The 25,804-nt window shown below is 37.5% G+C and carries 25 protein-coding genes; 17 read left to right on the top strand and 8 right to left on the bottom strand.

Going from position 1 to position 25,804, the window contains the following annotated elements:
- Positions 1-149: 149 nt before the first annotated feature.
- Positions 150-1,190 (top strand): acyltransferase family protein, encoded by a 1,041-nt coding sequence (locus CUC15_RS16315; RefSeq protein WP_162800340.1) that lies wholly within the window; start codon positions 150-152, stop codon positions 1,188-1,190.
- Between the two features lie 64 nt (positions 1,191-1,254).
- Here the strand turns inward: CUC15_RS16315 and CUC15_RS16310 are convergent, their stop codons facing one another.
- Together CUC15_RS16310 and CUC15_RS16305 are read right to left on the bottom strand one after the other, a co-directional pair.
- Complete coding sequence (locus CUC15_RS16310; protein ID WP_114917681.1) at positions 1,255-1,638, bottom strand: VOC family protein; 384 nt, start codon at positions 1,636-1,638, stop codon at positions 1,255-1,257.
- An 81-nt stretch (positions 1,639-1,719) separates the two neighbouring features.
- Positions 1,720-1,998, bottom strand: coding sequence for an ArsR/SmtB family transcription factor (locus CUC15_RS16305; protein WP_114917680.1), 279 nt, complete (start codon positions 1,996-1,998; stop codon positions 1,720-1,722).
- 520 nt (positions 1,999-2,518) lie between these two features.
- On the opposite strand from CUC15_RS16305, the gene CUC15_RS16300 reads away from it, so the two are divergent.
- The 8 genes from CUC15_RS16300 (at position 2,519) to CUC15_RS16265 (ending at position 10,533) form a co-directional block, all read left to right on the top strand.
- Positions 2,519-3,616, top strand: a complete 1,098-nt coding sequence (locus tag CUC15_RS16300; protein WP_114917679.1) for an ABC transporter substrate-binding protein — start codon at positions 2,519-2,521, stop codon at positions 3,614-3,616.
- Positions 3,606-4,460: an alkaline phosphatase family protein gene (locus CUC15_RS16295; protein ID WP_114917678.1), complete on the top strand. Its 855-nt coding sequence runs from the start codon at positions 3,606-3,608 to the stop codon at positions 4,458-4,460. Before CUC15_RS16300 ends, CUC15_RS16295 begins: the two co-directional genes overlap by 11 nt.
- Complete coding sequence (locus CUC15_RS16290; protein WP_242985887.1) at positions 4,441-5,289, top strand: ABC transporter permease; 849 nt, start codon at positions 4,441-4,443, stop codon at positions 5,287-5,289. The genes CUC15_RS16295 and CUC15_RS16290 overlap by 20 nt, the downstream gene beginning before the upstream one ends.
- Positions 5,286-6,197 carry an ABC transporter permease gene (locus tag CUC15_RS16285; RefSeq protein ID WP_205317618.1) on the top strand — a complete coding sequence of 304 codons (912 nt, stop codon included), beginning with the start codon at positions 5,286-5,288 and terminating at the stop codon, positions 6,195-6,197. The genes CUC15_RS16290 and CUC15_RS16285 overlap by 4 nt, the downstream gene beginning before the upstream one ends.
- Positions 6,194-7,210: an ABC transporter ATP-binding protein gene (locus tag CUC15_RS16280; protein ID WP_114917677.1), complete on the top strand. Its 1,017-nt coding sequence runs from the start codon at positions 6,194-6,196 to the stop codon at positions 7,208-7,210. Before CUC15_RS16285 ends, CUC15_RS16280 begins: the two co-directional genes overlap by 4 nt.
- Positions 7,211-7,242: 32 nt before the next feature.
- Positions 7,243-8,031 (top strand): DeoR/GlpR family DNA-binding transcription regulator, encoded by a 789-nt coding sequence (locus tag CUC15_RS16275; RefSeq protein WP_114917676.1) that lies wholly within the window; start codon positions 7,243-7,245, stop codon positions 8,029-8,031.
- A 144-nt stretch (positions 8,032-8,175) separates the two neighbouring features.
- Positions 8,176-9,219: a histidinol phosphate phosphatase domain-containing protein gene (locus CUC15_RS16270; protein WP_114917675.1), complete on the top strand. Its 1,044-nt coding sequence runs from the start codon at positions 8,176-8,178 to the stop codon at positions 9,217-9,219.
- Positions 9,220-9,771: 552 nt separating this feature from the next.
- The gene (locus tag CUC15_RS16265) at positions 9,772-10,533 is read left to right on the top strand and encodes a transposase (RefSeq protein ID WP_114917674.1); all 762 of its coding nucleotides are present in this window, start codon (positions 9,772-9,774) and stop codon (positions 10,531-10,533) included.
- 56 nt (positions 10,534-10,589) lie between these two features.
- On the opposite strand, the gene CUC15_RS16260 is transcribed toward CUC15_RS16265, so the two are convergent.
- Positions 10,590-11,222 (bottom strand): type 1 glutamine amidotransferase family protein, encoded by a 633-nt coding sequence (locus tag CUC15_RS16260; protein ID WP_114917673.1) that lies wholly within the window; start codon positions 11,220-11,222, stop codon positions 10,590-10,592.
- A gap of 74 nt (positions 11,223-11,296) precedes the next feature.
- Positions 11,297-12,259, bottom strand: coding sequence for a helix-turn-helix transcriptional regulator (locus tag CUC15_RS16255; RefSeq protein ID WP_114917672.1), 963 nt, complete (start codon positions 12,257-12,259; stop codon positions 11,297-11,299).
- Between the two features lie 594 nt (positions 12,260-12,853).
- On the opposite strand from CUC15_RS16255, the gene CUC15_RS16250 reads away from it, so the two are divergent.
- Both CUC15_RS16250 and CUC15_RS16245 read left to right on the top strand, forming a co-directional pair.
- Positions 12,854-13,417 (top strand): TetR/AcrR family transcriptional regulator, encoded by a 564-nt coding sequence (locus CUC15_RS16250; RefSeq protein ID WP_114917671.1) that lies wholly within the window; start codon positions 12,854-12,856, stop codon positions 13,415-13,417.
- A 192-nt stretch (positions 13,418-13,609) separates the two neighbouring features.
- Entirely contained in the window at positions 13,610-14,125 is a 516-nt protein-coding gene (locus CUC15_RS16245) for a DUF2798 domain-containing protein (RefSeq protein WP_114917670.1), read from the top strand.
- Positions 14,126-14,168: 43 nt separating this feature from the next.
- On the opposite strand, the gene CUC15_RS16240 is transcribed toward CUC15_RS16245, so the two are convergent.
- Positions 14,169-14,606, bottom strand: a complete 438-nt coding sequence (locus CUC15_RS16240) for a universal stress protein (RefSeq protein ID WP_114917669.1) — start codon at positions 14,604-14,606, stop codon at positions 14,169-14,171.
- 139 nt (positions 14,607-14,745) lie between these two features.
- Positions 14,746-16,542 carry a DNA ligase D gene (locus tag CUC15_RS16235; protein WP_114917668.1) on the bottom strand — a complete coding sequence of 599 codons (1,797 nt, stop codon included), beginning with the start codon at positions 16,540-16,542 and terminating at the stop codon, positions 14,746-14,748.
- 103 nt (positions 16,543-16,645) lie between these two features.
- Here CUC15_RS16235 and ku point away from each other — a divergent pair, with 103 nt between their 5' ends.
- From ku to ppc, 3 genes are all read left to right on the top strand, one after another.
- On the top strand, positions 16,646-17,488 hold the full coding sequence (gene ku / locus CUC15_RS16230; RefSeq protein WP_114917667.1) for a non-homologous end joining protein Ku: 843 nt from the start codon (positions 16,646-16,648) through the stop codon (positions 17,486-17,488).
- A gap of 270 nt (positions 17,489-17,758) precedes the next feature.
- Positions 17,759-18,400 carry a PAQR family membrane homeostasis protein TrhA gene (gene trhA / locus CUC15_RS16225; RefSeq protein ID WP_114917666.1) on the top strand — a complete coding sequence of 214 codons (642 nt, stop codon included), beginning with the start codon at positions 17,759-17,761 and terminating at the stop codon, positions 18,398-18,400.
- A 227-nt stretch (positions 18,401-18,627) separates the two neighbouring features.
- Complete coding sequence (gene ppc, locus CUC15_RS16220) at positions 18,628-21,378, top strand: phosphoenolpyruvate carboxylase (RefSeq protein ID WP_114917665.1); 2,751 nt, start codon at positions 18,628-18,630, stop codon at positions 21,376-21,378.
- A 278-nt stretch (positions 21,379-21,656) separates the two neighbouring features.
- On the opposite strand, the gene CUC15_RS16215 is transcribed toward ppc, so the two are convergent.
- Both CUC15_RS16215 and CUC15_RS16210 read right to left on the bottom strand, forming a co-directional pair.
- Positions 21,657-21,848, bottom strand: coding sequence for a hypothetical protein (locus tag CUC15_RS16215; RefSeq protein ID WP_114917664.1), 192 nt, complete (start codon positions 21,846-21,848; stop codon positions 21,657-21,659).
- 188 nt (positions 21,849-22,036) lie between these two features.
- On the bottom strand, positions 22,037-22,237 hold the full coding sequence (locus CUC15_RS16210) for a cold-shock protein (RefSeq protein WP_114917663.1): 201 nt from the start codon (positions 22,235-22,237) through the stop codon (positions 22,037-22,039).
- Between the two features lie 521 nt (positions 22,238-22,758).
- On the opposite strand from CUC15_RS16210, the gene CUC15_RS16205 reads away from it, so the two are divergent.
- From CUC15_RS16205 to moaA, 3 genes are all read left to right on the top strand, one after another.
- Entirely contained in the window at positions 22,759-23,328 is a 570-nt protein-coding gene (locus CUC15_RS16205; RefSeq protein WP_114917662.1) for a biotin transporter BioY, read from the top strand.
- A gap of 482 nt (positions 23,329-23,810) precedes the next feature.
- Positions 23,811-24,503 (top strand): DUF4386 domain-containing protein, encoded by a 693-nt coding sequence (locus CUC15_RS16200; RefSeq protein WP_114917661.1) that lies wholly within the window; start codon positions 23,811-23,813, stop codon positions 24,501-24,503.
- Positions 24,504-24,792: 289 nt separating this feature from the next.
- Positions 24,793-25,797, top strand: coding sequence for a GTP 3',8-cyclase MoaA (gene moaA, locus CUC15_RS16195; protein ID WP_114918481.1), 1,005 nt, complete (start codon positions 24,793-24,795; stop codon positions 25,795-25,797).
- Positions 25,798-25,804 lie beyond the last annotated feature (7 nt).

Here is a 25,804-nt window from a genome sequence, read left to right as displayed (position 1 = left end):
ATAGTTTAGTTATAAAAGATGAACCTAAAGAGGAAACACCAGGGATCGCCGGATAGGGGTTTTTAAAACTTAACCTAATAAAAATGGAGTATGATATAATGCGGAATAGCATTTATTGTATTTTATTGTCTAAAGGAGTCGAATTTTTAATGATTCATGAATGGAATGTACTAAGAGTAGCTGCATGTTTAAGTATAGTGTTATTACACTCTACTACTGAAATTATATTAATCAATGGAAATATAGATAATGATTTGTTTCAATTATTTAGAGTACTTCTCGCTTATGCAACACCAACATTTGTATTACTTTCGATTATCATAATAGCCAATCGGTATAGAGACAAAATTCCGGCAAATTTTTTAATAACCAGATTCAAATTTATATTATTGCCATTTGTATTTTTTGCGTTTGTTTATGCTTTAAATGGCGAATTAAACTACCCTGATTATAATTTAACAGGAAAATTATTGAAGAACATTTTCATAGGAGACTTTACAGGATGGTTTGTGCTAGCTATTTTTCAATTATATTTGATCTTTTGGTTAATCAAAAAGAGAAATGTATCAACTATCTGGCTAATTCCTTCCATGTTTTTCATAGGTTTGTTGTTTTTGACATTTGTTAATAATGTGCATATTGCTAATTCTGATTTAAAAGCGGTATTTAGGATGATATTTCCAACATGGTTAGCTTATTTTGCAGTCGCTTATTTAATAGGAAAATACTACAATATAGTCATCAATTATTTAATTAAGTACCGTTATATTACTATATTATTAGTATTAGTTTCTATTGGCATAATTGCATTAAATTTCAGTAGTGGCAACACATCGGGTGGTTCAAGAAGATTAGATTTACTACCTTTCGTCATATCTATGACTTTAATGATATTGGCGTTTGGGAAAATAATGCCCAGGGTTAGACTCATAGATTTCATGAGTAATTATGCGTTTGGTATTTATTTATTACATCGCTTAGTACAGTTTTATATTGCGCCATATACAGCAAAATTTAGTTCATTAACTGTTCAAGTTGGATCTCTTTTTATCATTAGTCTACTAATATGCATTTTAATTATTAAATTAGTTTCATACCTACCTTTTAGCGCCTTTATGATAGGGAAGATAAGAGGTAGAGCAACAACAAATAAGAATCAACAGACTGATCAAAAAAGGCTTACAGCATAATAAACGGGAGGGACAAGGGGACAGGCACCTATGGTGCCTGTCCCCTTGTCCCTCCCTCATAAGTTTACTGTTGCGCAATCTGAATTAGATTGCCGCATGTATCGTCAAAAACAGCAAGTGTAAGTTCGCCCATTTTTGTCGGCTCCATAGTAAACTTCACGCCGTGTTTCTTTAATCTTTCATGCTCTTTGTGAACATCTGCAACTCCAAACATTGTTGCCGGGATGCCCTCTGCAATTAACTTCTCTTGATACTCTTTGGCAGCTGGATGGTTATTCGGTTCGAGCAAAAGCTCGGTGCCTTCTTGGTCCTCAGGTGAAACAAGTGTTATCCACCTAAATTCTCCTGTGGGAACGTCATGCTTTTTTACAAAGCCCAAGGTTTCTGTATAGAATTTCAATGCCTTGTCTTGATCTTGAACGAATAAACTGGTAACGATGATTTTCATGATGTTTTTTCCTCCTTTGATATCTGCAACTTATGTTGTTCTGCTAACAATCTGGCTTAGTAGTGCGGAGTTCTTCTAAGATTACTCTACCCACCCTTTTAGCAGGTTTTTGAGTGGTTCGTTATTGAACATTAGTACCCGATATTTCCCCTTTCGTTTTGATTTTACGAGCTCTGCATCTTCCAATACAGAAAGATGCTTAGCTATCGCCTGCCTCGAAATGCTAAGGTCGTGCTTCATAATGAGACGTGCGTTTAGTTCATACAGTGTTAGCTCTTTCCGTTCGGCTAGTTCGTCTAATATGAGCCGTCGATTCGAGTCGCTGAGTGCTTTAAATATAGCGTCTTTGTTCCAATTCATAAATCGATTATAAGCAACCATTTGGTTGCATGTCAAGCTTAAGCAACTATATGGTTGCTTATCAATTGGATAGTATGGCTGGCTATTTTTAATAAGCATTATTATTTTTAAGTGACTTAATTGTTACCAAAGAAAATGTTTATAAAGTAACGACATCTTTATTATCTATCATTAAAACGACAGTATACCTTTTGAACAGAAGATATAAAACAATATTCTAGGGTCGAGGTGCCTGTCCCTCTGTCCCTCCGGTTGTATCTATCAGTCTCTGTGTTCCAATCAATTTACAAACCTTTTACATTGTCTCAATGTTTGTTTAACATTTGTTTGTTAATATAAAAGCACAATCAAACATAAGCAAAAACAAAACAAATATACGTTTGGTTGTTAGATATTGAATGAATCTAACTATATAGGAGGTTTTTAGAGCAATTATTTAGCGACTTGACGTTAATTTAGTTTCAATAATAGAAATCAAGATTAGTTAGAATCAAAACAAACATCTAAGGAGCATGTAACTATGAAAATAAATATCAGCAAACAAATGACACTTTTAATCACAGGGTTAATTTCTTTGGTACTTCTTTTAGCAGCATGTGGTTCACCTGCAGACGAAGGCTCTACTGCAAACGCGGATGATTCACTAGAAACGATTATTGAAAAAGCGAAAGAAGAAGGCGAGATTGCTAGTGTTGGGATGCCGGATACTTGGGCAAACTGGATTGAGTCTTGGGACGGGATTGAAGCGGAATATGGAATTAAACAAACGGACACAGACATGTCAAGTGCTGAGGAATTAGCCAAATTTGAATCAGAAGGTGAAAATGGAACAGCAGATATTGGTGATGTGGGAATTAACTTTGGACCACTTGCTGCAAATAAAGGATTAACGTTACCTTACAAAACTTCTTATTGGGATGAGATTCCAGATTGGGCAAAGGATGACGAAGGCCACTGGTTACTAAGCTATACAGGAACAATTGCTTTTATTACGGACAAGCAAAATGTGGACGAGGCCCCTACTTCTTGGGAAGATGTTGCAAATGGAAACTATAATATATCTGTAGGTGATGTGACGAAAGCAACACAGGCACAATTCGCAGTACTTGGTGCAGCTATGGCAAACGGTGGAAGTGAAACAGATATTCAACCAGGAATTGACTACTTTAAGCAACTTGCAGAAGATGGCCGCTTAACTTCAGCTGATGCTAGCTTAGCGAATTTAGAAAAGGGCGAAATTGATGTTGCAGTTGTTTGGGACTTCAATGGATTAAATTATCGTGATCAAATTGATCCTGACCGATTTGAAGTAACAATTCCAACAGATGGTTCAGTGATGAGTGGATATACTACTGTCATTAACAAAAATGCGCCACATCCAAATGCAGCAAAATTAGCTAGAGAATATATTTTATCGGATCAAGGACAAATTAACTTAGCAAAAGGGTATGCACGTCCGATTCGCGATGTGGAGCTTCCTGAAGATGTACAAGCAAAATTACTTCCAGACGCGGCCTATGAAAATGTGAAACAAGTAGAAGACCATGAAGCATGGGATCAAACAGCAATTGAATTACCACAATTATGGCAACAAGAGGTGTTAGTAAATGTCCAATAAAAAACTTATTATGATTACGTTGGATGGCTGTCGATACGACATTGCCATCCAGCAATTAGGCTTCTTAAATCATTTTGTTGAAAAGAAATTGGCTAGTCGCCATAAAGTCATTTCGGAAACACCAAGTAATTCACGACCTTTATATGAAGTATTGTTAACAGGAGTTCCTACACATGAAAATGGGATTTACACGAATTACAATGTACAGATGTCGAAAGAGCAAAGTATTTTTTCACTGACGAAGGATGCAGGGAAGACGACTGCAGCAGCTGCTTATAATTGGGTAAGTGAATTGTATAATCGTGCGCCATTCTCTATGTTTGAGGATCGAATCCAGCATGACGAAGCAAAAGCAATTCAGCACGGGATTTTCTATTCGGATGATGCGTACCCAGATTCCCATCTTTTTGCGGATGCACATGCTTTAATCACGTCAACGAATCCTGATTTCATGTATGTTCATTCCATGAATATTGATGATATTGGGCATAAGCATACAGGGAATTCAATCGAATATCGCAGTGCTGTTACCCGAGTGGATACGATTTTAGGTATTTACGTACCACGTTGGTTAGAGATGGGATATCAAGTGATTGTGACTTCAGACCATGGCATGGACGACTTTGGAAATCACGGTGGGACACTTCCTGAGCATCGAGAAGTTCCATTATTTATTTTTTCTGACCAACTCGAGCCAAGAATTGGTACAAAACCGCTAGAGCAATTGCAGCTAGCTCCGCTTGTCTGTCATTTGCTTGGTATTGAGAAAGGAAAGAAAATGCAAGAAATAGATTGGCAGACTTTAAATGAAGGGATGATTACGCTTGAAAACGGAAAGATTTAATAAGATTTGGATATTGCTGATACCGTTTTTCCTGCTCGCTGCACTGTTCTTAGTCATCCCAATGGTCTTAATGATCACGTCGAGTTTTACAAGTGAAACAACTGGAGCCTTTACATTTGGTAATTATCATGAGATTTTCACGAACCCATTTTATTATCAGGCCTTTTTAAATAGTGGAATGATCTCGATTTTCTCTAGTATTGTTGGGCTCGCGTTAGCGATTATTGTTTCTTGCGCTCTAACGAATTTACCCGAGAAAATCCAGGACAAATTAACCGTTTATATCAATGTCGCAGCGAATTTCGCAGGTGTTCCGCTAGCCTTTGCATTTATTATTTTAATTGGAAATTCTGGAGCGTTGCGTCTCTTCTTTGAGGGAATGAATTTCCCATTGTTGGAAGGCTTTAACCTTTATTCCTGGCAGGGTCTTGCATTAACGTACTTGTATTTCCAGATTCCTCTCGGGATATTGTTCATCTATCCTTCGTTAAAAAAGATAAAAAAGGAATGGAAAGAAGCGGCGTTCATTTTAGGAGCCTCGAATTGGGTCTATTGGCGGAAGATTGGTTTACCGAATATCATGCCATCGATTGCAGGAACCTTCGTCATTATGTACGCGAATGGAATGGGAACATATGAAACTGCCTACGCGCTAACAGGAAGTAATGTTAATTTAATCACCATTCGCATCGCAGCCCTTGTTTCTGGAGACATTTATGCACGTCCGATTATTGGCAGCACGTTAGCGGTTGTCTTTGCATTAATTATGATTGTAATTTTAATTCTGTCACAAACAATGCTGCGGAGAGTGAGGAGGGATTTGGCATGAAAATAAAAAAACGCAACATTAGCACCTATCTCATTCTGGTGATATTTGGTTTATATATGATTTTCCCATTTATTTCAACGGCACTATATGCAACCTCAACAAATTGGTCTAACACTTTATTGCCAAAGGATTTTACTTTCCAATGGTTCATCGAGCTATTTCAGGATCCCAACTTCATATCGGCGGTAACAAGATCCGTTACCTTAACTCTTATTACATTGGCTGTAGTTCTTGTCGTTATGGTACCAACTGTTTTCATAGTCTATATGTATTTTCCTAGAGTAGATAATTTTCTGAAGGGTCTTGTCTTAATGCCCTATGCAATTCCAGCAGTTATTTTAGCGACTGGATTGCTCAGAATGTATTCAGGTTCAGCAATTCCAATGTATGCCGTTTTAGTCGGCGGGCTTTTCGTCGGTTCCCTGCCGTTCATCTACCAAGGAGTAAGAAATAGCTTGGAAGGCATTCACTCTAGAAATTTAATGCAAGCTGCAGAAATGCTCGGCGCGAGTAAACTGCAAGCATTTTTAAAAGTTATCGTCCCCAACATTAAGTTAGGTCTATTAATTACTACTTTATTAATCTTCTCTGGATTTTTCGGTGAGTTTGTCCTAACCAATCTTTTAATTGGTGGACGTTATGAAACGATTCGGATTTATATGATGCGAAGAATGAATGAAAATGGCCACTTAGCGAGTGCAGTCATGGTGGCATACTTCTTACTGCTCATTGTCATTAGTTTAGTTATCACACGGATAACATCTTCCAAAAAAGGCGTAAGTAATTCGTTATTCAAAAGAAAGCAACACAAACAGGAACAGGTTATTCCACCGCTAAGCCTTAAGCAATTAGAACCAGCAGCAACTTCAGAAGTAAAATCGAACAATGAAAAGAGGCGGAAGCTATGAGTTTTATTTCAGTTGAAAATCTATCCCTTCGTTTTGGTAATCATGAAGTTTTAAAAGATATTTCCTTTCAGATTGAAGAGGGCGAATTAATAACGTTACTAGGACCAAGTGGTTGTGGAAAGTCAACACTATTACGTGTCATCGCAGGCTTAGAAGTATTCCAAGAGGGGAATCTATTTCTAGATGATAGCGATATTAGCAACACTCTGCCGCGAGATCGTAACGTTGGAATGGTTTTTCAAAACTATGCTCTATTTCCAAATATGACGATTTTCGAAAACATAGCATTTGGCCTCACGTTAAAAAAGCTGCCTAAGGATGAAATAAAGCGTGAAGTGATGCGGGTTGTGCGCTTGGTAAACTTAGAGGATAAAATCGACCATTACCCACATCAGTTGTCAGGGGGACAACAGCAACGTACATCACTAGCACGTTCACTTGTGACGAAACCGAAAGTTCTATTATTGGATGAACCATTAAGTGCACTAGATGCTAAGATCAGAAAGCAATTGCAAGTCGATATTAGGGAATTGCAAAAGACATTAGGGATTACGATGATTTTCGTAACACATGATCAGGAAGAGGCGATGATTTTATCAGATCGAGTCTTTGTAATGAGTGAAGGAAAGATTGTGCAAAGTGCCACTCCTGCAAACCTCTATGCACAGCCCAAAAATCAGTTCGTAGCAAGTTTTATCGGGAATTATAATATTTTATCTACGGATGATTTGAATAAAATTGATCCTGCATTTTCAGATAGAAGTTTAGTAAGCAAGTATGCGATTCGTTCCGAGTCCATCCAATTGGCAGCCCCATCTGGAGAGGAAGGCATCTATTTCAACGGGAAAATCGAGAATTATACAGTGTTAGGCAGCACCATCCGTTGCTTGTATGATGTGAATGATATAAAACTTTCGGTCGACCTCATGAACAATGAACGAAATTTGGAGAGCATCAAATCACAAACACAGCTTTTCATTGACCGAAAACATATTATTGCTATTGATCAATAAGTGTAGAATGTAGCCAATCAGGGGGAGAAGCGATGAAAGATGAACGGCATGCATATATTTTAGAGCAGTTAGAAAAACGTGGAAAAGTGATGGTGACAGCTTTAGCCAACGAGCAATTTGTTACTCCAGAAACAATACGAAGAGATTTAGCTGAGCTTGAAATGAACGATCTACTAACACGCGTTCATGGAGGCGCAGTGCCTTATATTCCATCCCAAAAGGAAATGGTCTACGAAAAGAAAATGCTACTTCATTTGGATGAAAAGAAAAGATTAGCAAAGCAAGCCGCAGCAATGATTCAGAATGGCGATACAATAGCCGTAGACGTTGGCTCAACGACCGTTCATATAGCGGATATGATTGAAAATCTACAATTCGTTACTGTTGTCACCAACTCATTGAGTGCAGCTAGTCGATTTAATTTAGCAATCGAAGAACAGCGATTAACAGGACAAGTGATTATGCTGCCAGGAACGACCAATCCTTATCAGGCATCCGTTAAAGGGAGCTATACTATCGAGTTTTTACAAAGATTTAATTTCAATCGCTCTTTTTTATCCTGTGGTGGTGTAACAGAGGAAGCAGTGTATGACTTCGATATGGAGGAATCCCTTGTTTCAGAAGCTATGATGGAGTGTAGCCAAGAAGCCATTTTACTAACAGATTCATCAAAATTAAATAAGAAATCAGTGTTTGAAATATGTCCAATCTCCAAGCTTTCAACCATCATTAGCGATCAAGAGAAGCCCCAGGATTGGGTGAACAAGGGATATGATTGGATCAATGTTAATGCAACTCTAAAAAGAGAAGTTTTCAATTAGGGAGGCTTATTACTAAAGCCTATGTAGGTACGTAAGGTTAGCGGTTATTTTCGAAGGTGATAGTGTGAGGAATTTGCTATTAGTCTAGTTCGTTTCCTGATAGAGCGTTTAATCATCATATATAAAGAAAGGTCGTACAACATAATGAAAGTTGATTATCATATACATCTAGAAGAAGGCCCATATTCTCTCTCTTTTGTTGAGAAAAGCCTAAAGGCAATGGAGCATCGAGAAGCAAGGAATGCCCCAAGAAATACGAAAGAATGGCTCATACAATCTATGGAAATGTTGAGCAAACGTTTAACAGAAAGTGAGTATTCTAAGTGGTGGCTTGATTTTTATTTAAAAGAAGCATTGGCCAAAGGAATCAAAGAGGTAGGAATTGTTGACCACCTTTATAGATTCAAAGAAACGCGCGCTTATTTTGAAAAATATATGGATGTTACTTCAGATGAAATCGGTGCTCAGCAAGCACAATGGCTTGATAAAGTAATGGTTAGAAACTTGGGTGAATTCGTATCCTTTATTCAATCCCAAAAAGAAATATGGGCAGAACGAGGCGTACAGTTGAAGCTTGGTATTGAAGCCGATTACTTCACTGGCGGAGAAGCAGAACTCGCATCACTGCTAAGCGGCTATGATTTAGATTATATCATTGGATCTGTCCACTTTTATGATGGATGGGGCTTTGATAATCCAGAACTTCAGCATAAATTTAAGGAATATGATTTAAAGGAACTGTACAGAAATCATTTCGAAACGGTAAAAAACGCAGCAAATAGTAAGCTGTTTAACTTCATCGCACATCTAGATAATATGAAGGTGTTTAATTATCGTCCAGACGAAGCAAGCCTGGTTGAAATGTATCGTGATGTAGCGAGGACGCTAGTAGCGAACAATGTAGCAACCGAAATCAACCCGGGACTTTACTATCGATATCCGGTACAAGAAATGTGCCCAAGCACCACTTTTCTTGATATATTGATTGCAGAAGGAGTTAGATTTACTATGTCATCTGATTCTCATTTTCCGAATGATTTGGGGATCTATTCTAATGAGATTAAAGATATGTTACTGGAAAAAGGCATCAAGGAAATTGCAACTTTTGAGCGTGGACAGAGAGTGATGAAAGGATTGGGAGGGACACCAGGGACAGGCACTGCGTCCCAAAATATTTCCATGGCTTAGACCGAGTGCAGAGACACTTGGTCTTTTTTAACCCCAAAAAACATCAATAAATATTTTTAGTGCAATCGGTCGGCTCTAAAATACAATTTTCTTCTCTATAAAATTGAGAATTGTTGACTTAACTCCATACAACTTTTAGATTTTCAGTTTTTGACAAATACTTTAGGTTTTATTAACTTGTATCTAGACAATCCGTGAAAGATTGAAAAAGGGGTGGTGAGATAGTTTGATATATGAGGGGGGACGCGGGGACAGGTACTGCGTCCCAAAATATTCCATAGCTTAGACCGAGTGTTAGAGACACTTGGTCTTTTTTAACCCAAAAAATATCAAATATTAATTTTAGTGTAATTGGACGGGTCTAAAATACAATTTTCTCCTCTATAAAATTGAGAATTGTTGACTACATTCCATTCAACTTTTAGATTTTTGGTTTTTGACAAAGGCTTTAGGTTTTATTAACTTATACCTAAACAATCCGTGGAAGGTTGAAAAGGACTGGTGAGTTAGTTTGATATATGCACTGGTATTTCGCCAGGAGGGGATTTGCAGATGCCAAGAGAACCAAGAACGAAGAGCCGTAGCGGAATCTACCATATCATGCTAAGGGGAATTAATAGACAAACGATCTTCGAGGATGACGAGGATAAGAGGAGATTTTTAGAAACGTTAAAAAAGTATAAATCCATAAGTAAATACTCGATTTACAGTTACTGTTTGATGGATAATCATGTTCATTTATTATTAAAGGAGACGGAGGAAAGCCTTTCAGAAGCTCTCAAGAGAATTAGCTCCAGCTATGTATATTGGTACAATATGAAATACGGACGGTCTGGACATCTATTTCAAGGGAGATATAAGAGTGAGAATGTTGAAGATGCAGCTTATTTTTTTACAGTCCTCCGATACATTCATCAAAACCCAGTAAAAGCAGGATTGGAAAAAAACGTATTTGCATGTAAATGGACCAGTATAAGCGAATATACTCAACAAGTTAATATGATAGATATTGACTTTGGACTTGATTTAATTTCACCAGATAGAAATAAAGCGATTAGATTGTATATAGAATACATGCGGCAACCCAATGATGATCAATGCTTAGAGGATACAGTCAACGTTAGAAAGTCGGATAGCGAAGTAAGGGAATTTTTATTTCAGCTAGGAATTCCAAATATAAGTAACCTACAGCAAATGGACAAAGAAAGTAGAAATGCTATATTAGCAAAGGTTAAAGCAGTGGATGGTGTGTCGTTGAGACAGCTATCAAGGATAACAGGAGTATCTAAGAGTGTTATTCAGCGGATTGATTGATGGAGGGAGGTCCTATTGAACCAATTTTGGGACGAGGTGCCTGTCCCTCCGTCCCTTTATCTTTCTATTGAATTCATTAACTGGAAGAAGTATTGTGGTTTATGAGTCTTATTTAGGTTATACCATGAATGCAATGTATCTGGTGCAAATACATCTAATTTTTTCAGTACTTCCATCGCAAATTCCAAAGGAGCTACTCCAGATGCAGTAACCAAATTCTCACCAGATACTGCAGGTCCCATTTCATAAAAAAATTCTCCTTTATAATTAGGACAAACCATTTTAAGATACTCTAAGTTATTGCTTGTATGCTTTCTGGAATCTAGGTATCCAAAATTCGCTAGTCCCTCAGTTGCACCACAAATAGCAGCAACAATAGTCCCAAGCTCTAAAGCCTCGCCAATCCTTTTTAAAATGGGTTGATGAATATCTTCTCCCCAAGTATTCCCTCCAGGTAAAATCAAAAGATCTTTACTCTCAAGGGTATACTCATCAAGGGAGATATTTGGATTTATACTCAGTCCTCCCATCGTCGTAATGATTTCTTTATTAATTCCTACTGTAACTACTTTGAAAGGTGCTAAATCCTTTTTGAAATATCTTCCTGAGTTTAGTTCAGCGATTAAATATCCATATTCCCAGTCTGACATTGTATTAAATACATAAAGATAAACATTTTCTGTTTCCATCTAGTAACACTCCCATCACAATTGATACACCTATTATAATATAGCTTCCCTGACAGCTATCGTCAGGGAAGTTATCATATTTGATGGAATCCTATTAAATCCGACAAAACTTCAATAATTCTTTTTTTGAGACTGATTGGTCTAATAACTTGAATAGATTTACCATACGGCAAAAGTAAATAAGGTACATATGTATGCATCGTATCTTTTTCAAGAAGAAATATTGCTTGATTTGAAGTCCGTTCTTGTAAGTAATGTCCTAAAAACCAATGTTGGCAAATATCTCCCAACGTTCTTGTATTTCCATTAATAACTAAAGAAATAATCCCTTCCTTATCTTCTATAGTCGGAAGGAGGTTTTTCATAAAATAATCACGTGCTGAAAAATTTTCTGGTCGATTAAACTTATTTTCTGTTAGCATTAGATTTTCAATTCGATCTACTCTAAAACTACGGATAACATTCCTAAGATGACAAAATCCAATAACATACCACTTATTATTCCAATAAATAATTCTGTACGGATCAACTAATCTATAATTTGATTGCTCTTCACCATTTATATGGTATAGAATTTTTACAGAGTATCCGTCAGCTATGGCAAGCTCCAACTCCTTCAAGAAAGGTTTCATAGAGAGGGAACTCAATCGACTTATTACTTCAAGACTGCTTAAATGCTGATTTATCTTTGTTTCCTGTTCTTGATTTGAATATTTTCTTAGCTTCGAAATAGCACTATTTAGTGCTTCACCTCCATAATATCCGGCTTCTTCTGCAAAAACAGCAGCGTGAAATAGTGAAGTCTGCTCCTCAATATCAAAAAATAACGGAGCTTCAATAAAATTATTCAATAAAGTATATCCACCGTAATGTCCTGAGTCTGAAATTATAGGGACACCACTAGTTGAAAGGGTATCAATATAACGATACACAGTCCTTATATTCATCTCTAACTTTTCTGAAATTTGTTTTGCGGTAACTTTTTCACCTGAATGAAGCATCCATAGAATTGCTAACATATTGTCAATTTTAGGCATATAAATCCACCTCTTTATGGAATTAATTATCTACTATATAAGTTTAACTGTGATATTCTAAAATTTGGTCTGTTTGCGGAAGACTGAATCTTTAAATTAGTTATAACAAGTATAACATTTTGATTTTGATTCCAATAACCATTATTTTTAATCTATGACCAACTAGAAGGTATTAAGTGGTAAACAGTCAGTCTGTCTATCTTTGGTACACCTTTTTGTCATTCAATGGTAAAAACTATGTCAAGGATGTGGCATAAATCATACCGATGTAAGAAAAATAGGGGAGACATAATATATTAGCAAAACTGAAAGCATTGAAGGGTGAGTCACTGGGACAGCTATCAAGGATAACTGGAATATCTAAAAGTATTATTCAGCGGATTGATTGACGGAAGGGAATGGAAAATTGTTATTTCAAGTTGACAGGATACAGGGGTAAGACACATTAAACGAAATATTGTTATGCGTTAGGGTCAAGGTGCCTGTCCCTTTGTCCACTATAAAATTTGAAAAAACTAATAACTTTTATTTCAGTTGATAGTCTGTTATACTACAAAACAGACCCGTTGGTATGTTAGGAGAATTACATCGAATATGGATACAAAATCGCTATTAATTGATACTGCAACGACTCTTTTTCAACAAAAGGGATATAAAAGTGTCGGACTTACCGAGATTTTAAAAGCCTGTAATGTTACAAAAGGAGCGCTCTATCATCATTTTCCAAATGGAAAAGAAGAATTATTGATTACTTGTTTACACGGTTTAAATGAAGTCATTACCACAGATATTAAAGCTATTTTCAGTAGGCATCTATCAACTAAGGACGCCATCCTCTCAATGATTGATAAGTTAATTCTTAACTTTGAAAAAAACGATACCATTATTGGCTATACATTTAGCAGTATTGTCAGTGAAATGGCCACGATGAGTGAACCTGTCCGCATTGCATGCAGTGCTCTATATGAAAACATTCAAAACCTTTACCATGAGAAGCTTTTAACAGAAGGTTATTCGAATGAATCTGCTTCCGCTATCGCATTGTTGTTGACAGCTTCGATTGAGGGCGCAATTATGCTTTGTATAACGCAAAATTCCGCAACCCCACTGAAAACAATTGCCACATTATTACCGAGTATATTAGAAGTGAATAAATAAATTAAATAGAGTCCGTTAATGTTACGTTTTTAGACTGAGTGCATCTTTAATGTAAATTGCATTTACTGCAGTTTATTGATATGCCTCACGTTTATTCCGCATGATTTATTATTGGCATATTCATCGGTTTATTCGCTTATGTATTTAGCGCTGTCTCAAATAATATGAATTTTAAAGGGGAAAAAACAAACCATGCATCAAGAAAACAGACTACCAAAGAACGGTAAAGAGGGCGCGTTATTCGGCGCAATTATTGTAACACTTTCAGTATTAATGATGGGATCAATCAACATCATCCTTGCAGCTGGAGAATTTAACAAAGAAGTTGCAATGGACTTGTTAATCTTGTTACCTATAATTTGGGTTATCGTTATGATTATTGAACCAGTAGCAATCGGTCGCTTTGCTGAATTTTTATCATCTAAATTTATTTCAAAAACTGACGGATTTGCTGCTCGTATTATGTTTCGTACATTATTCACTGTATTAGGTATGTCAGTTACAATGACGTTTATTGGGGATATCATTGGAAATGGTTTTTCAAATGATATCTTTGCTCACTTTATCCAAATCTGGCCTCGTAACTTCGTAATCGCCCTATTTTTGGAGAGCGTAGTTATTCAACCATTTGCACGTTTTGTAATGGTTAAAATGCACGCAGCGCAAGATAGAAAAGCCGCAATTCAAACGAATACACAAAATGCCTAAAGAAAACGCTCAGACTTTTAAAAAGTCTGAGCGCATTTTTTTATTAAGCAGGCGTACGGATGACCAATACATCGCATTTTGCTGAACGTACGATTGATTGAGATACTGAACCCATTAAGTAGCGCTCTACTGGCGTACGCCCTGTAGCACCACAAATAATTAAGTCTGGCTTCACCAATTCAGCAATCTCTTTTGGAATCATTATTTTGGGTGAACCATATTCAATAATAATATTCACATTTTCAACACGAAAAGCTGCTGCGCGTGCTTTATAGCGATTTAACGTTTGCTCCGTTTGTTCTTTGACTTCTTCAGCCAATTCTTTATCAAGAGGTCCCAAAAAGTGTGTATCAATAATGTTAACGATGTTTAATTTTGATCCTGGATGTTGATATGCCACATCAAGTGATTTACGAAATGCATATTCAGCTTCTTTTGAACCGTCTACAGCTACTAGAATATTTTTATAATGATTTGTCATTTGTCATTATCCCCTTTAATCATGTAATAAATCTTTAACTTCTTAGCTTCTGATTTTTTCATGATTAAAGACAATATACCATTAATCACTGCCAACGGTCCAAGTGGACAAGCATCCGGGTTTCAAAAGTGTGAAATCACTACCTCACTAATTTCAAAACCTTCCGCATGTCCTGCTTGGAATGAAAACTAAAATAATCTGCAAAAGGGCATCCATATTGTTTTACCCGTTCGATCACATTGCCTATTGTAAATTGCCCCGGATCTAATCCTTCTTTCACTTCATCCCAAAATAAAGGGGTTGCTACGGTTCCATCCTTTGTCTTTCGTGGCGAATAAGGTGCAATTAGTGTTTTATCTTTTCCATGCTGTACATAGTCAATATACAATCTGCCGTTTCGCTTATTTTTCATTCGCTCCGTTGTAAAATAGTCCGAATAAGTATTTTCAATCGTAAATGCAATTGCTTGCGTAAACGTTGCGGTCTCTTCGTAAGTCATGCTTCCTTCGCGAATTGGAATGTGAATCTGGATCCCTTTATTGCCCGAAGTTTTTACGAAGGATGTAAGGTTAAGTTCATCCAGTAAGGTTTTTATGAGCTGTGCCGCATGGATTGCGAGATGGAAATGGTCCCTGTCAGGCGGATCAAGATCAAATGCAATTTCAGAAGGAACGGAGCTATGGGCCGATTGAAAGGGGATATGATATTCAACTGCACCATGGTTCGCAAACCAAATCAAAGATTCCAAACGATCGCAAATAAAAGCATTCCCATCTTTGGACGGAACAGCAGTGATAAATTCAGGTGCATAACTTGGTAAATGTTTTTGGAAGAAATGCTCCTGGTCGACTCCATCTGGGCACCGAATAACCGTTAGTAATCGATTCAGAAGGAAAGGGAGCATATAAGGAGAAACTTCCCGCATATAGGTAAGGAGATTTCCCTTTGTAAACTGCACATCAGGCCATAATTCTTTTTCCGTATTTGTTAAATTGATGTTTTCAGGAAGCATTGCCAAATCCAGCTGCAATTTCTCAATCGTGCATTCCTCTGGTTTAATATGAGGTAATAGATTAGCGAATTCAGGTTCCCGCAGTTCCTCTTTGTATAAATCAAGTGTGTGTATCGATGCACAAACTGCTGGTGGAAGCGTGTAGAGCTGCCCTTGCTTTTTGCCGTTAGTCAAAAATAGCTGTTTTAATGTTTGGAATGAATCTGCATCCAGTCCATGTTTGCATTTTCCTATCCCTATTACAGTTTGCTCTTGAAACACACTAACGTCAAAATAGTCGTTTTTCATATCATAAGCAGTTAGGAATACTTGTATTTGCCGCCAGTTTTTAATTTTATACCAATCATGATGACGCTTTCCAGCTATATAAGTGCCTGTTGTCCGTTTCGCAACGATTCCTTCTGCTTTAGATTCAAATGCTGCCTTCTCGATTGCTTCTGGACTTTGAAACGTCTCAACCAGTTGGAGACGATCGCCCTTTAGTCTGTGAAACAGGCTTTCTAATCCAACTTTCCTAGTCGATAATTTTTGCTTGCGGTAGGATTTTCCTTTTAATTCCAGCAGATCAAATACGACCAGCTGAGCAGGGCGAATTCGAGCAGCCTTTTGGATAGACTCTTTATTTTTCAATCTTCCTCTTTTTTGAATCTGAGAAAAGTTGGTCTGATACGGGTGGTTCAATATTACGAGCTCACCATCAAGTACGAGTGGCAAAAAGGCTTTGATAGCAGGAGTAATTTCTAAACAAAATGATTCTATCTCAGGGAAGTTAGCAGTTAAATCATGATTATTTCTACTTTTTAACAGCACAGTTCCATCTGCAGCCCACTCAAGAACGCAGCGGAATCCATCATATTTTATCTCATAAATCCATTCGTCACCAAGTGGAATTTCAGAACGAATAACTGGCTTCATGATTTCCATAGAAGCACCCCCTATTAATAAAGTGGCTTATTTCGGAAATAATAACCGGTAGAATAGAAATTTTTTGCAGCAACAAACTACAAGATATAGGAGGGGTTTTATAGTGCATACGATGTGGAAAGGAACAATCAGCTTTGGATTAGTAAATATCCCAGTGAAAATGCATGCGGCTACTGAGAATAAAGATGTCAAACTGAGACAGCTGCATAAGGAATGCCAATCTCCAATAAAATACGAAAAAGTATGTCCTGTGTGCGAAGCTGAAGTAAAGAATGAAGATATTGTGAAGGCTTACGAGTATGCTAAAAATAAGTTTGTTATCCTTGATGAGGAAGAGATAGAAGCATTGCGGAAAGAACAGGAGGACAAAGCGGTAGAAATTGTCGACTTTGTTAAATTGGAGGATATTGATCCAATTTATTTTGAAAAAAGTTATTATTTATCACCAAATGAAGGTGGCAGTAAAGCCTATGGATTGCTGCGCACTGCGCTGAACGATACTGGTAAAATCGGAATAGCTAAAATGATTATTCGCGCCAAAGAGCAGCTTGCGGTTATCCGGGTATATGAAAATACGCTCGTTGTGGAGACCATTCATTACCCTGACGAGGTGCGAAGTGTCCAGGATGTCCCGAACATTCCTGAAGATGTAAAAGTGGTAAAAAAAGAATTGGATGTTGCAAAGATGCTGATTGAGCAACTGACAACAGAATTTGAGCCAGAAAAATATAATGATGACTATCGTACCGCATTGCTGGATCTAATTGAAGAAAAGAAAAACAATGCACAGACAGCAACTGCAAAAGATAAACCAGTACCAGATAATGTTACAAACCTAATGGATGCCCTCCAAGCATCATTGGAAAGAGCGAAAAAAGACAAGCCAAAACCAAGTCAGCCAAAACGGAAAACGACTGCAGCGAAGAAGAAGAAGGTTGCGACTTAAAGGGAGGTGCCTGGCTTAGATGCTGCCTGTCACTTCCCGAGTTTTGTAATAATTTGTCGAAAGAAAATATCTCCACGTGGAGATATTTTTTTGTGCAATGTGTAGCCATTACCAATCTTTGTCCTTCTGTTATACTTAGTATAAGCAACGCAGCTTTTCTGTGGGCCCGCGTTTAATGTGCATTTTAAATCTTTAGTGCTAAAAACAATCGGGTTTTGAAAATTTTTTTAGTGCGACGAGAGCAGAAATTTGAACTAGGGAATGATGAAAGTGGCAAATACACATATTTTTTCAAAAGGCGAAGAAATTGCAAATGCAGTTACGCATGGAATTGGGGCATTATTCAGTATCGTAGGCTTAGTCGTATTAATAGTTGCCGCCACTATGAACGGAACGGCCTGGCATATTGTTAGTTTTACGATCTTTGGCACAACGATGGTCATACTATATATTTCCTCTACATTGGTTCATGCACTGCCCCAAGGAAAGGCAAAGGATTTATTTGAGATTTTCGATCATTCCTCGATTTATTTATTCATTGCTGGAACCTATACCCCATTTATTTTCCATGTGATTCAAGGAACACTTGGTTGGACGATGTTCGGTATCGTCTGGGGGATAGCGGTTGGTGGAGTTGTTTTCAAAGCCTTTTTTACTAAGAAGTTTCTCCATACCTCTACATTGCTCTACGTATTAATGGGCTGGATAGTTGTCCTCGGATGGAGGCAAATTATAGAAAATCTTGCTCCTAATGGAGTAGTATTACTAGTTGTTGGTGGATTGTTTTATACGTTTGGTGCAATTTTTTATGTTTGGCGAGGTTTTCGTTATCATCATCTTGTCTGGCATTTGTTTGTATTAATTGGCACGATTTGTCATTATTTTTGTGTTTTACTGTATTTATTGCCTTAGGGGACAGGCACCGTGTCTCAAAAAATGGCTTAGACTGAGTGTTAGGGACACTTGGTCTTTTTTACCTTCTTTGGATACAGGGGAGAATCATTAAAACAATATTGTTGAAGAATGTGGGTCAGGGTGCCTGTCCCTGTGTCCCGAAATCGGGAACCTTTATATTTAGACTTTATTAAATATTAATATAAATGGTATAATTGTAATATTATAACGAAGGAGGGGGAAAAATGTTAGAGACAATCGATAAAAATAGCTTATTGCAGAACGATGTCAATATGCTTGGAAACATCTTAGGCGAAATTTTGGTCCTCCATGGTGGTAAAGAGCTATTTGATAAAGTCGAAACAATACGAGAAATGACAAAAAGTATCCGTAAAAAATTCGATAAAGAGACATATATGGCACTAAAAAAAGAAATCAGCAATTTAAAAGTCCCAATGCGTCAGCAGGTGATTCGTGCTTTTTCTATCTATTTTCACTTAATTAATGTTGCGGAGCAAAACCACCGCATCAGACGCAGACGCCAGTATTTACTTGAAGAGGGAACAAGTCAATCCTTTTCCCTGGAAAAAGCAGTCAGTAAGGTAAGTGAATACTCCCTCACCGATGATGAGATTCAGAATGTGCTAGATGATTTATCGATCGAATTGATCATGACGGCTCATCCAACAGAGGCAACGAAGCGAACTGTATTAGGAATACAAAAACGAATATCTGAAAATTTACAGAAATTGGACAACCCGCTAATCACAAAAAAGGAAAAAGCATCTTTAAAAGATAGCTTATTTAATGAGGTCTTGGCTTTATGGCATACCGATGAATTAAGGCACAAGAAACCAGAAGTGTTGGATGAAGTGAAAAATGGCCTTTATTATTTCGAACATACATTATTTGATACATTGCCAGATATATTTTGGGAATTGGAGATGGAGTTAGAGGAACAGATTTCTGAGAAAGACTGGGAGGTACCGAATTTTATCCGATTCGGCTCCTGGATTGGTGGGGACAGGGATGGAAATCCGTATGTGACACCAGAAATCACTTGGAAGACATTAGAAATGCAGCAGGCACTGATATTGAAGAAATATGAAACGTCCCTTGTTGAGTTATTCAAGCGGTTTAGCCAATCGAGTGAACGCAATTCCATTGATCAGCAATTTATCGATCAGGTGAAGGTTGATGAGAACACTTATTTAAATGAGGATGAGCGATGGCGTATCAAGTCGGAGATCTATCGACGTAAATTTAGAGTTATTCTAAAACGCCTGCGTGAAATAGGAAAATCAGCCCGTGGTTATCATAATAAAGAGCAGTTAGCGGATGACCTTAAAAAGATCCTGGAGAGTGCAGAGGCACATTTACCAAGAACTAAGAAGTTGAAATCCATTCGAAAATTAATCCGTCAAGTCGAGATGTTTGGATTCCATTTAGCAACATTGGATATCCGAAACCATAGCAGAGAACACGAAGCGGCAGTCCATGAAATTCTAAACGCCGTTCATGTTGCAGATGATTATGCCGCTCTTACAGAAGCAGAGAAACAAACGGTATTGATTCAAGTCTTGAACGATCCAAGACCATTGCTGCTTTCCAATGATCGATATTCTAAAGCAACTCAGGAAATGCTGGATGTTTTTAGAATGATCAAACGTGCTCATGAAAAATTCGGCAAACGTGCGATCGAGGTTTATCTAATCAGTATGACGGAGGCTCCAAGTGACCTTCTGGAAGTTTTAGTACTTGCTAAAGAAGCGGGACTCTATCGTCTGAACCCAAATGGAACAGTGGAAAGTGATCTTGATGTTGCACCATTATTGGAAACAATCGATGACTTGAAAGCTGGACCAGAAATCATGCGAGCATTATTTGAAACAGATATATATCGCAAACAGCTCGCAGCACGCAATGAGCATCAGGAAATCATGCTTGGTTATTCGGATGGGAGCAAAGATGGGGGTACATTAAGTGCAAACTGGGAGTTATTTAAAGCCCAGAAAGAAATCCATCGCATCGCAAGGCAAAACGACATTCATTTGAAATTCTTCCATGGACGCGGCGGATCATTAGGCCGCGGAGGCGGTTCATTGAATACGAGTATCCTTTCTCAACCAGTGGAGACTTTAGGAGATGGCGTAAAAATCACGGAACAGGGAGAAGTGCTTTCTTCCAGATACTTACTCAAAGATATCGCCTATCGAAATCTGGAGCAGGCGGCTTCTGCATTATTTGAGTCAAGTGCTAGAGCTTCAAGTGTCCCTGATAAGGTAGAACTGCGAAAACCGGAATGGGAAATGGCAATGGAAGCCATGTCAGAAAAGGCTTTGAGAAAATATCAATCGCTTGTGTTTGGCGATCCCGACTTCCTGACATATTTCCATCAGGCAACACCACTAACAGAATTAGATGCATTAAATATCGGCTCACGGCCGATGAGCAGGAAAAACAGTCAACGGTTTGAAGACTTGCGTGCTATTCCTTGGGTATTTGCCTGGACACAATCCAGACATATGATCCCTGCTTGGTATGCAGCAGGCACAGGTTTGAAAACCTTCATTGAGAAGGAAGATGGTAATTTGGAAATCCTGCAAACAATGTATAAAAAATGGCCATTCTTCCATGTAACAATCAATAATCTGCAAAAGGCCCTGCTTACAGGTGATATGACTAGTGCCAAGGAGTATTTAGAATTAGTCGAGGATTCTGCAGTGGCAAAACGGATATTTGGAGATATTGTTGATGAATACGAACGAACAAAAGAGGCAGTGCTGCAAATTTCCGGTAATGAAGCATTACTTAGCCATTCGCCAAATATACAAGAGTCTGTTCATCTTCGCAATCCATACGTCGATCCACTTAATTTCCTGCAAGTGGATTTGATCCGGAAATTAAGAAAAACAGAAAACCCGCCAGAAGATCTGGTAACTGATGTGTTGCTGACAATCAATGGTGTCGCAGCAGGGTTGGTTAATGTAGGGTGATTTTGGGACGTGGGGACAGGCACCTCGTTCCACAAAAAATCTAAGGCATAGACCGAGTGGTAGAGACACTCGGTCTTTTTTATCTAATTTTAGTGCTATTGGATGGCTTCTCTATTAGATTGAGAATTAATCACTTAATTATGTGAAAGAGTGACAGCAATTCAGGCGGTTATTCCTCTTTTACTTTTCTAATACAACATTACTCTAGAACTTTTTCTTCTACTGTACCACCATAAGGAGCATCCATTTGTTCAGAAAAATTCACAAAAAAAAAAGACCTACCTATTGGGCAAGTCAAGTTCCCGGTATGCTTCCTGATATTTACCGCCTGAAGCAACCTCAGCATGGTACAAAGCCTTAAGTGCAAAGCTTTTCTCAAGATCATGCTCTTTCATTATTTTTTTCAACTTTACTTGTAAATCTTCATTGGCCATAACTAGTTTTTTCATGTGAGATGTATAATATTTCATCTGCTGCTTAACTCCTTTTGATCCAATTATTGATTCAGTAAGTATAGCATTCATACTGTGTAATTGCATTATTTCCTTGTAATTAATTACACAGTCTCTGTCTGATTGCTTATATTCAATTTAGCACTCCTGAAAAAAACTAAAATAAAAAAGCTCTTCTCACACGAGAAGAGCTTTCATGTATTTACTTACGCTTTTTCAACGTTTGCAGCTTGTGGTCCACGGTTACCTTCTTCAATATCAAAAGTAACTTCTTGGCCTTCATCTAATGATTTGAAACCTTCGCTTTGAATTGCTGAGAAATGTACGAATACATCTTCTCCACCTTCAACTTCGATAAAACCGAAGCCTTTGTCTGCGTTAAACCATTTTACTGTACCTTTACTCATAAAAAAATTCCTCCATGTGCTTTATAGCACGTTTATTACTTTTTGGTTCAAGATAATAATTCAAGACGAAGATAATCACTAAGAAGTTATTACAAATATCTTGTTTTGCTAAAACGAACATCAATAAGTTAATCTTATTATAACACGTGATAGCGAAAAAGCTACCCTTTATTAAAATAATTATTAGGTTAAATATGGATACGAGGTGCCTGTCAATCCCCGAATTATGTCACAATTTGTCGAGATGGCATAAGAAGGAGGAGAGGAATCCTTTTTCGAGGCCATTATTTTTAACCCATTGTCCCTGTCATGTGGAAATTGGATATTAATAGTTTCGCTGTATAAATACTATATAGAGTGTTTTGATACATCGTTGATAACTCTCTTACAAAGTTTACCAGATACGAAACATTGTAAACTAATTGGAAAACTGGTTGACAATACTTTTTTAGTTTACTATAATCCTATTATCCGAAAATTTAAAATGTGTTTAGAACGGTAATTGAAAAGGAGCTGGTAGAATGAATAATCAAAGCAAGAAACTAAGAGTTATTCTAAACTGTGCCATCTTTGCTGCGGTAACAGCGATCTTAGCACAAGTAGAAATTCCCCTTCCGCTTATTCCAATAAGTGGGCAAACCCTGGCTGTTGGTATTGCAGCAACAATTCTTGGGTCGCGTCAAGGCGCATTAGCAATGGTTTGTTATGCTGCAATTGGCGCTGTAGGTCTTCCTGTATTCAGTGGCTTTAGCGGAGGGCCGCAAGTACTGGTTGGTCCATCTGGTGGTTATATTTTTGGGTTTATTGCGGCCGCTTTTATTACAGGACTAATTTTAGAAAAAACAAGATTCACAATACCTATGGCACTTATTGCAAATATTGTAGGAATGGTTGTAACCTTATTTTTCGGTACAGTTCAGTTAAAATTTGTTTTGGATTTAAGTTGGAATGCAGCTCTTGTAGCAGGGGTATATCCATTTATAGTCGTTGGGTTGATCAAAGCTTATCTAGCAAGCTGGATTGGGATAACGGTTAGAAGAAGACTTGTCCAAGCGAATCTTGTTAATGTGAAAAAAGAGGAAGTCGCTTGATTTATCAAAGAGCAGTAGCTATATAATTGTTTTTAATTCTGAATATAAGTATGTTTTATGCAGCAGGGAGAATTGTAAAGAAGAAAAAGGCTTAACCTTGATACGTTTAGCATATTGCTATGAAAATAAACGTGAGAAGGATTTGGAAAGGGCAGAAGTGCAAAATGAAAAAGGGTTTAAGTTATTAGAAAAAGTACCTAGCTATTGGAAGAAGCACTAGCAGGAATCATCGATTTTTATACAAGCAATCATAATCCAAAGAAAAGAAGAATCTAAGAAATAAGTTTGTGAAGATGCTAGCTGTAGAATAAGTGATCGTAATATATCCTCGTCCATTACTATGTGATTCTATCACACTAAATGGATTAGAGGATTTTTTGTTATCAAAAAAACGAAGCGTCTGCCTTTGAACCATAATAACTCCGCATGGGACATATAAATGTAGTTAAGCAAATAATTATTTTTTCAAGGGGGTAAAGAGGTTGAAACAAGATAGAATGAATGGAATTATCATAGGTATTTTGTATATCGTAGCTGCGGTCACTTCAATTATAGCTGTTATTTCTTACCAGCCGATATTGTCAGAACAATGGTTTATGACTGTGGAAACTGGGTTTGAAACGAAGATTTTAATTGGCGTACTAAATGATCTTTTGCTTGTAGCTGCTGCAGTTGGGACAGCAATCATGCTATTTCCTTATATCCGTCGTTGGAATGAACATATTGCATTAGGGTATCTTTGCTTTCGATTTATGGAAGCTGTTTTTATTTCTGTAGGAGTGGTAAGTATATTAAGTTTATTGCAGTTAAGTATGTATGTTGAAGCAGGCAGCATAGCAAGTGAAAATCTTCATGCTGCAGGTTTAATGCTGCAATCTTTTCATCGATGGATTATGGTATTAGGTCCAAATTTGATGCTGGGCTTGAATACAATCATGTACAGTTATTTACTTTTTAGAACAGGTTTAGTTCCAAAGCCGTTAGCGGTATTTGGGATGGGTACTGCCGTTATGGTATTCATATCTGGTTTATTAGACATGTTTGGCATCATAGACTCCCTCTCTGCAGTAAAAGGTCTCACAGCCTTGCCAGTGGGAGTTTATGAGATGAGTTTGGCAGTCTGGTTAATTGTTAAGGGGTTTGATAAGCAAAAGCTTGAAAAATTAAAAGCATAATTCATACCTCTTCTTATTAACTTGGGACCAGGGGCTACCTCTCCTTACTAATTATTGGGACCAGGAACCTGTCCCCAAGTCCCGCCCTTTTTTGTCTCTAATAGTAATGAATGCGCTTTTATGATAATATTAAAGTTACAATTTGTAATTTTGCAAAATAACAAAATCATCAACATACTCATTACAGTGTGACATATTTTACAATCTGGGATTGGCTTGTTTGCTAGTAACAGCATGGTGACAACCAAGTTCACTAAATAAGTTGGAAGGAGCGATGATCTATTTGGCTATGATTACAGATAAATTTGGACGTCCACTTCAGGATCTGCGTATTTCTGTTATTGACCGTTGTAATTTCAGATGTACGTATTGCATGCCAAAAGAGATTTTTGGCAGAGATTTTGCGTTTATGCCTAAGGATCAACTGCTTAGCTTTGAAGAGATAGAGAGATTAGCAGTTATTTTTGTAGAATTAGGGGTTAAGAAAATTAGATTAACTGGCGGAGAGCCTTTGCTGCGAAGAGATTTGCCAGTTTTAATAAATAAATTAACGAATATTGCAGGGTTAGAGGATATTGGGTTAACTACGAATGGCTCCCTACTTGGTGTGATGGCAGAGAAGTTAAAGAATGCTGGATTAAAACGGGTAAATGTTAGTCTCGATGCATTAGATGAGGCGACATTTAAATCTATCAATGATAGTGGCGTCGGACCAGATCGGATTTTAAAAGGAATCGAGAAGGCGAAAAAAGTCGGGTTAGAGGTAAAAGTAAATATGGTTGTCAAAAAGGGAATGAATGACAACGAAATTGTGCCGATGGCGAGATACTTTAAAGAAAGAGGAGTGACACTAAGGTATATCGAATTTATGGATGTAGGTCAAACAAACGGCTGGGACTTTAGCAAAGTCATCACGAAGAAGGAAATATTTCAAGAGCTAAGCAACGTATTCAATTTAGAACCAGTTGATCCAGCTTATATAGGCGAGGTTGCTAAACGCTATCGCTACGTTGGGACAGATTCCGAGGTCGGGTTCATCACGTCTGTTTCCGAATCGTTTTGTTCAACGTGTACAAGGGCAAGGATTGCTGCTGATGGAAAAATGTATACTTGCTTGTTTTCAGGAAGCGGGTTTGACTTTAGAGAGCTGCTCCGTTCCGAAAAAACGAATGATGATATAAAGTCATTCATTGTGAATATTTGGAATAATCGTAATGATCGTTATTCGGATGAACGTACGGAAGAATCGGCTAAAAATAAGAAGAAGATAGAAATGTCCTATATCGGCGGTTAATAAGCAG

Origin of the sequence: Oceanobacillus zhaokaii (genome assembly GCF_003352005.1) — a bacterium.
GTDB classification, from domain to species: domain Bacteria; phylum Bacillota; class Bacilli; order Bacillales; family Amphibacillaceae; genus Oceanobacillus; species Oceanobacillus zhaokaii.
This window is presented reverse-complemented; position numbering and strand designations above follow the sequence as displayed.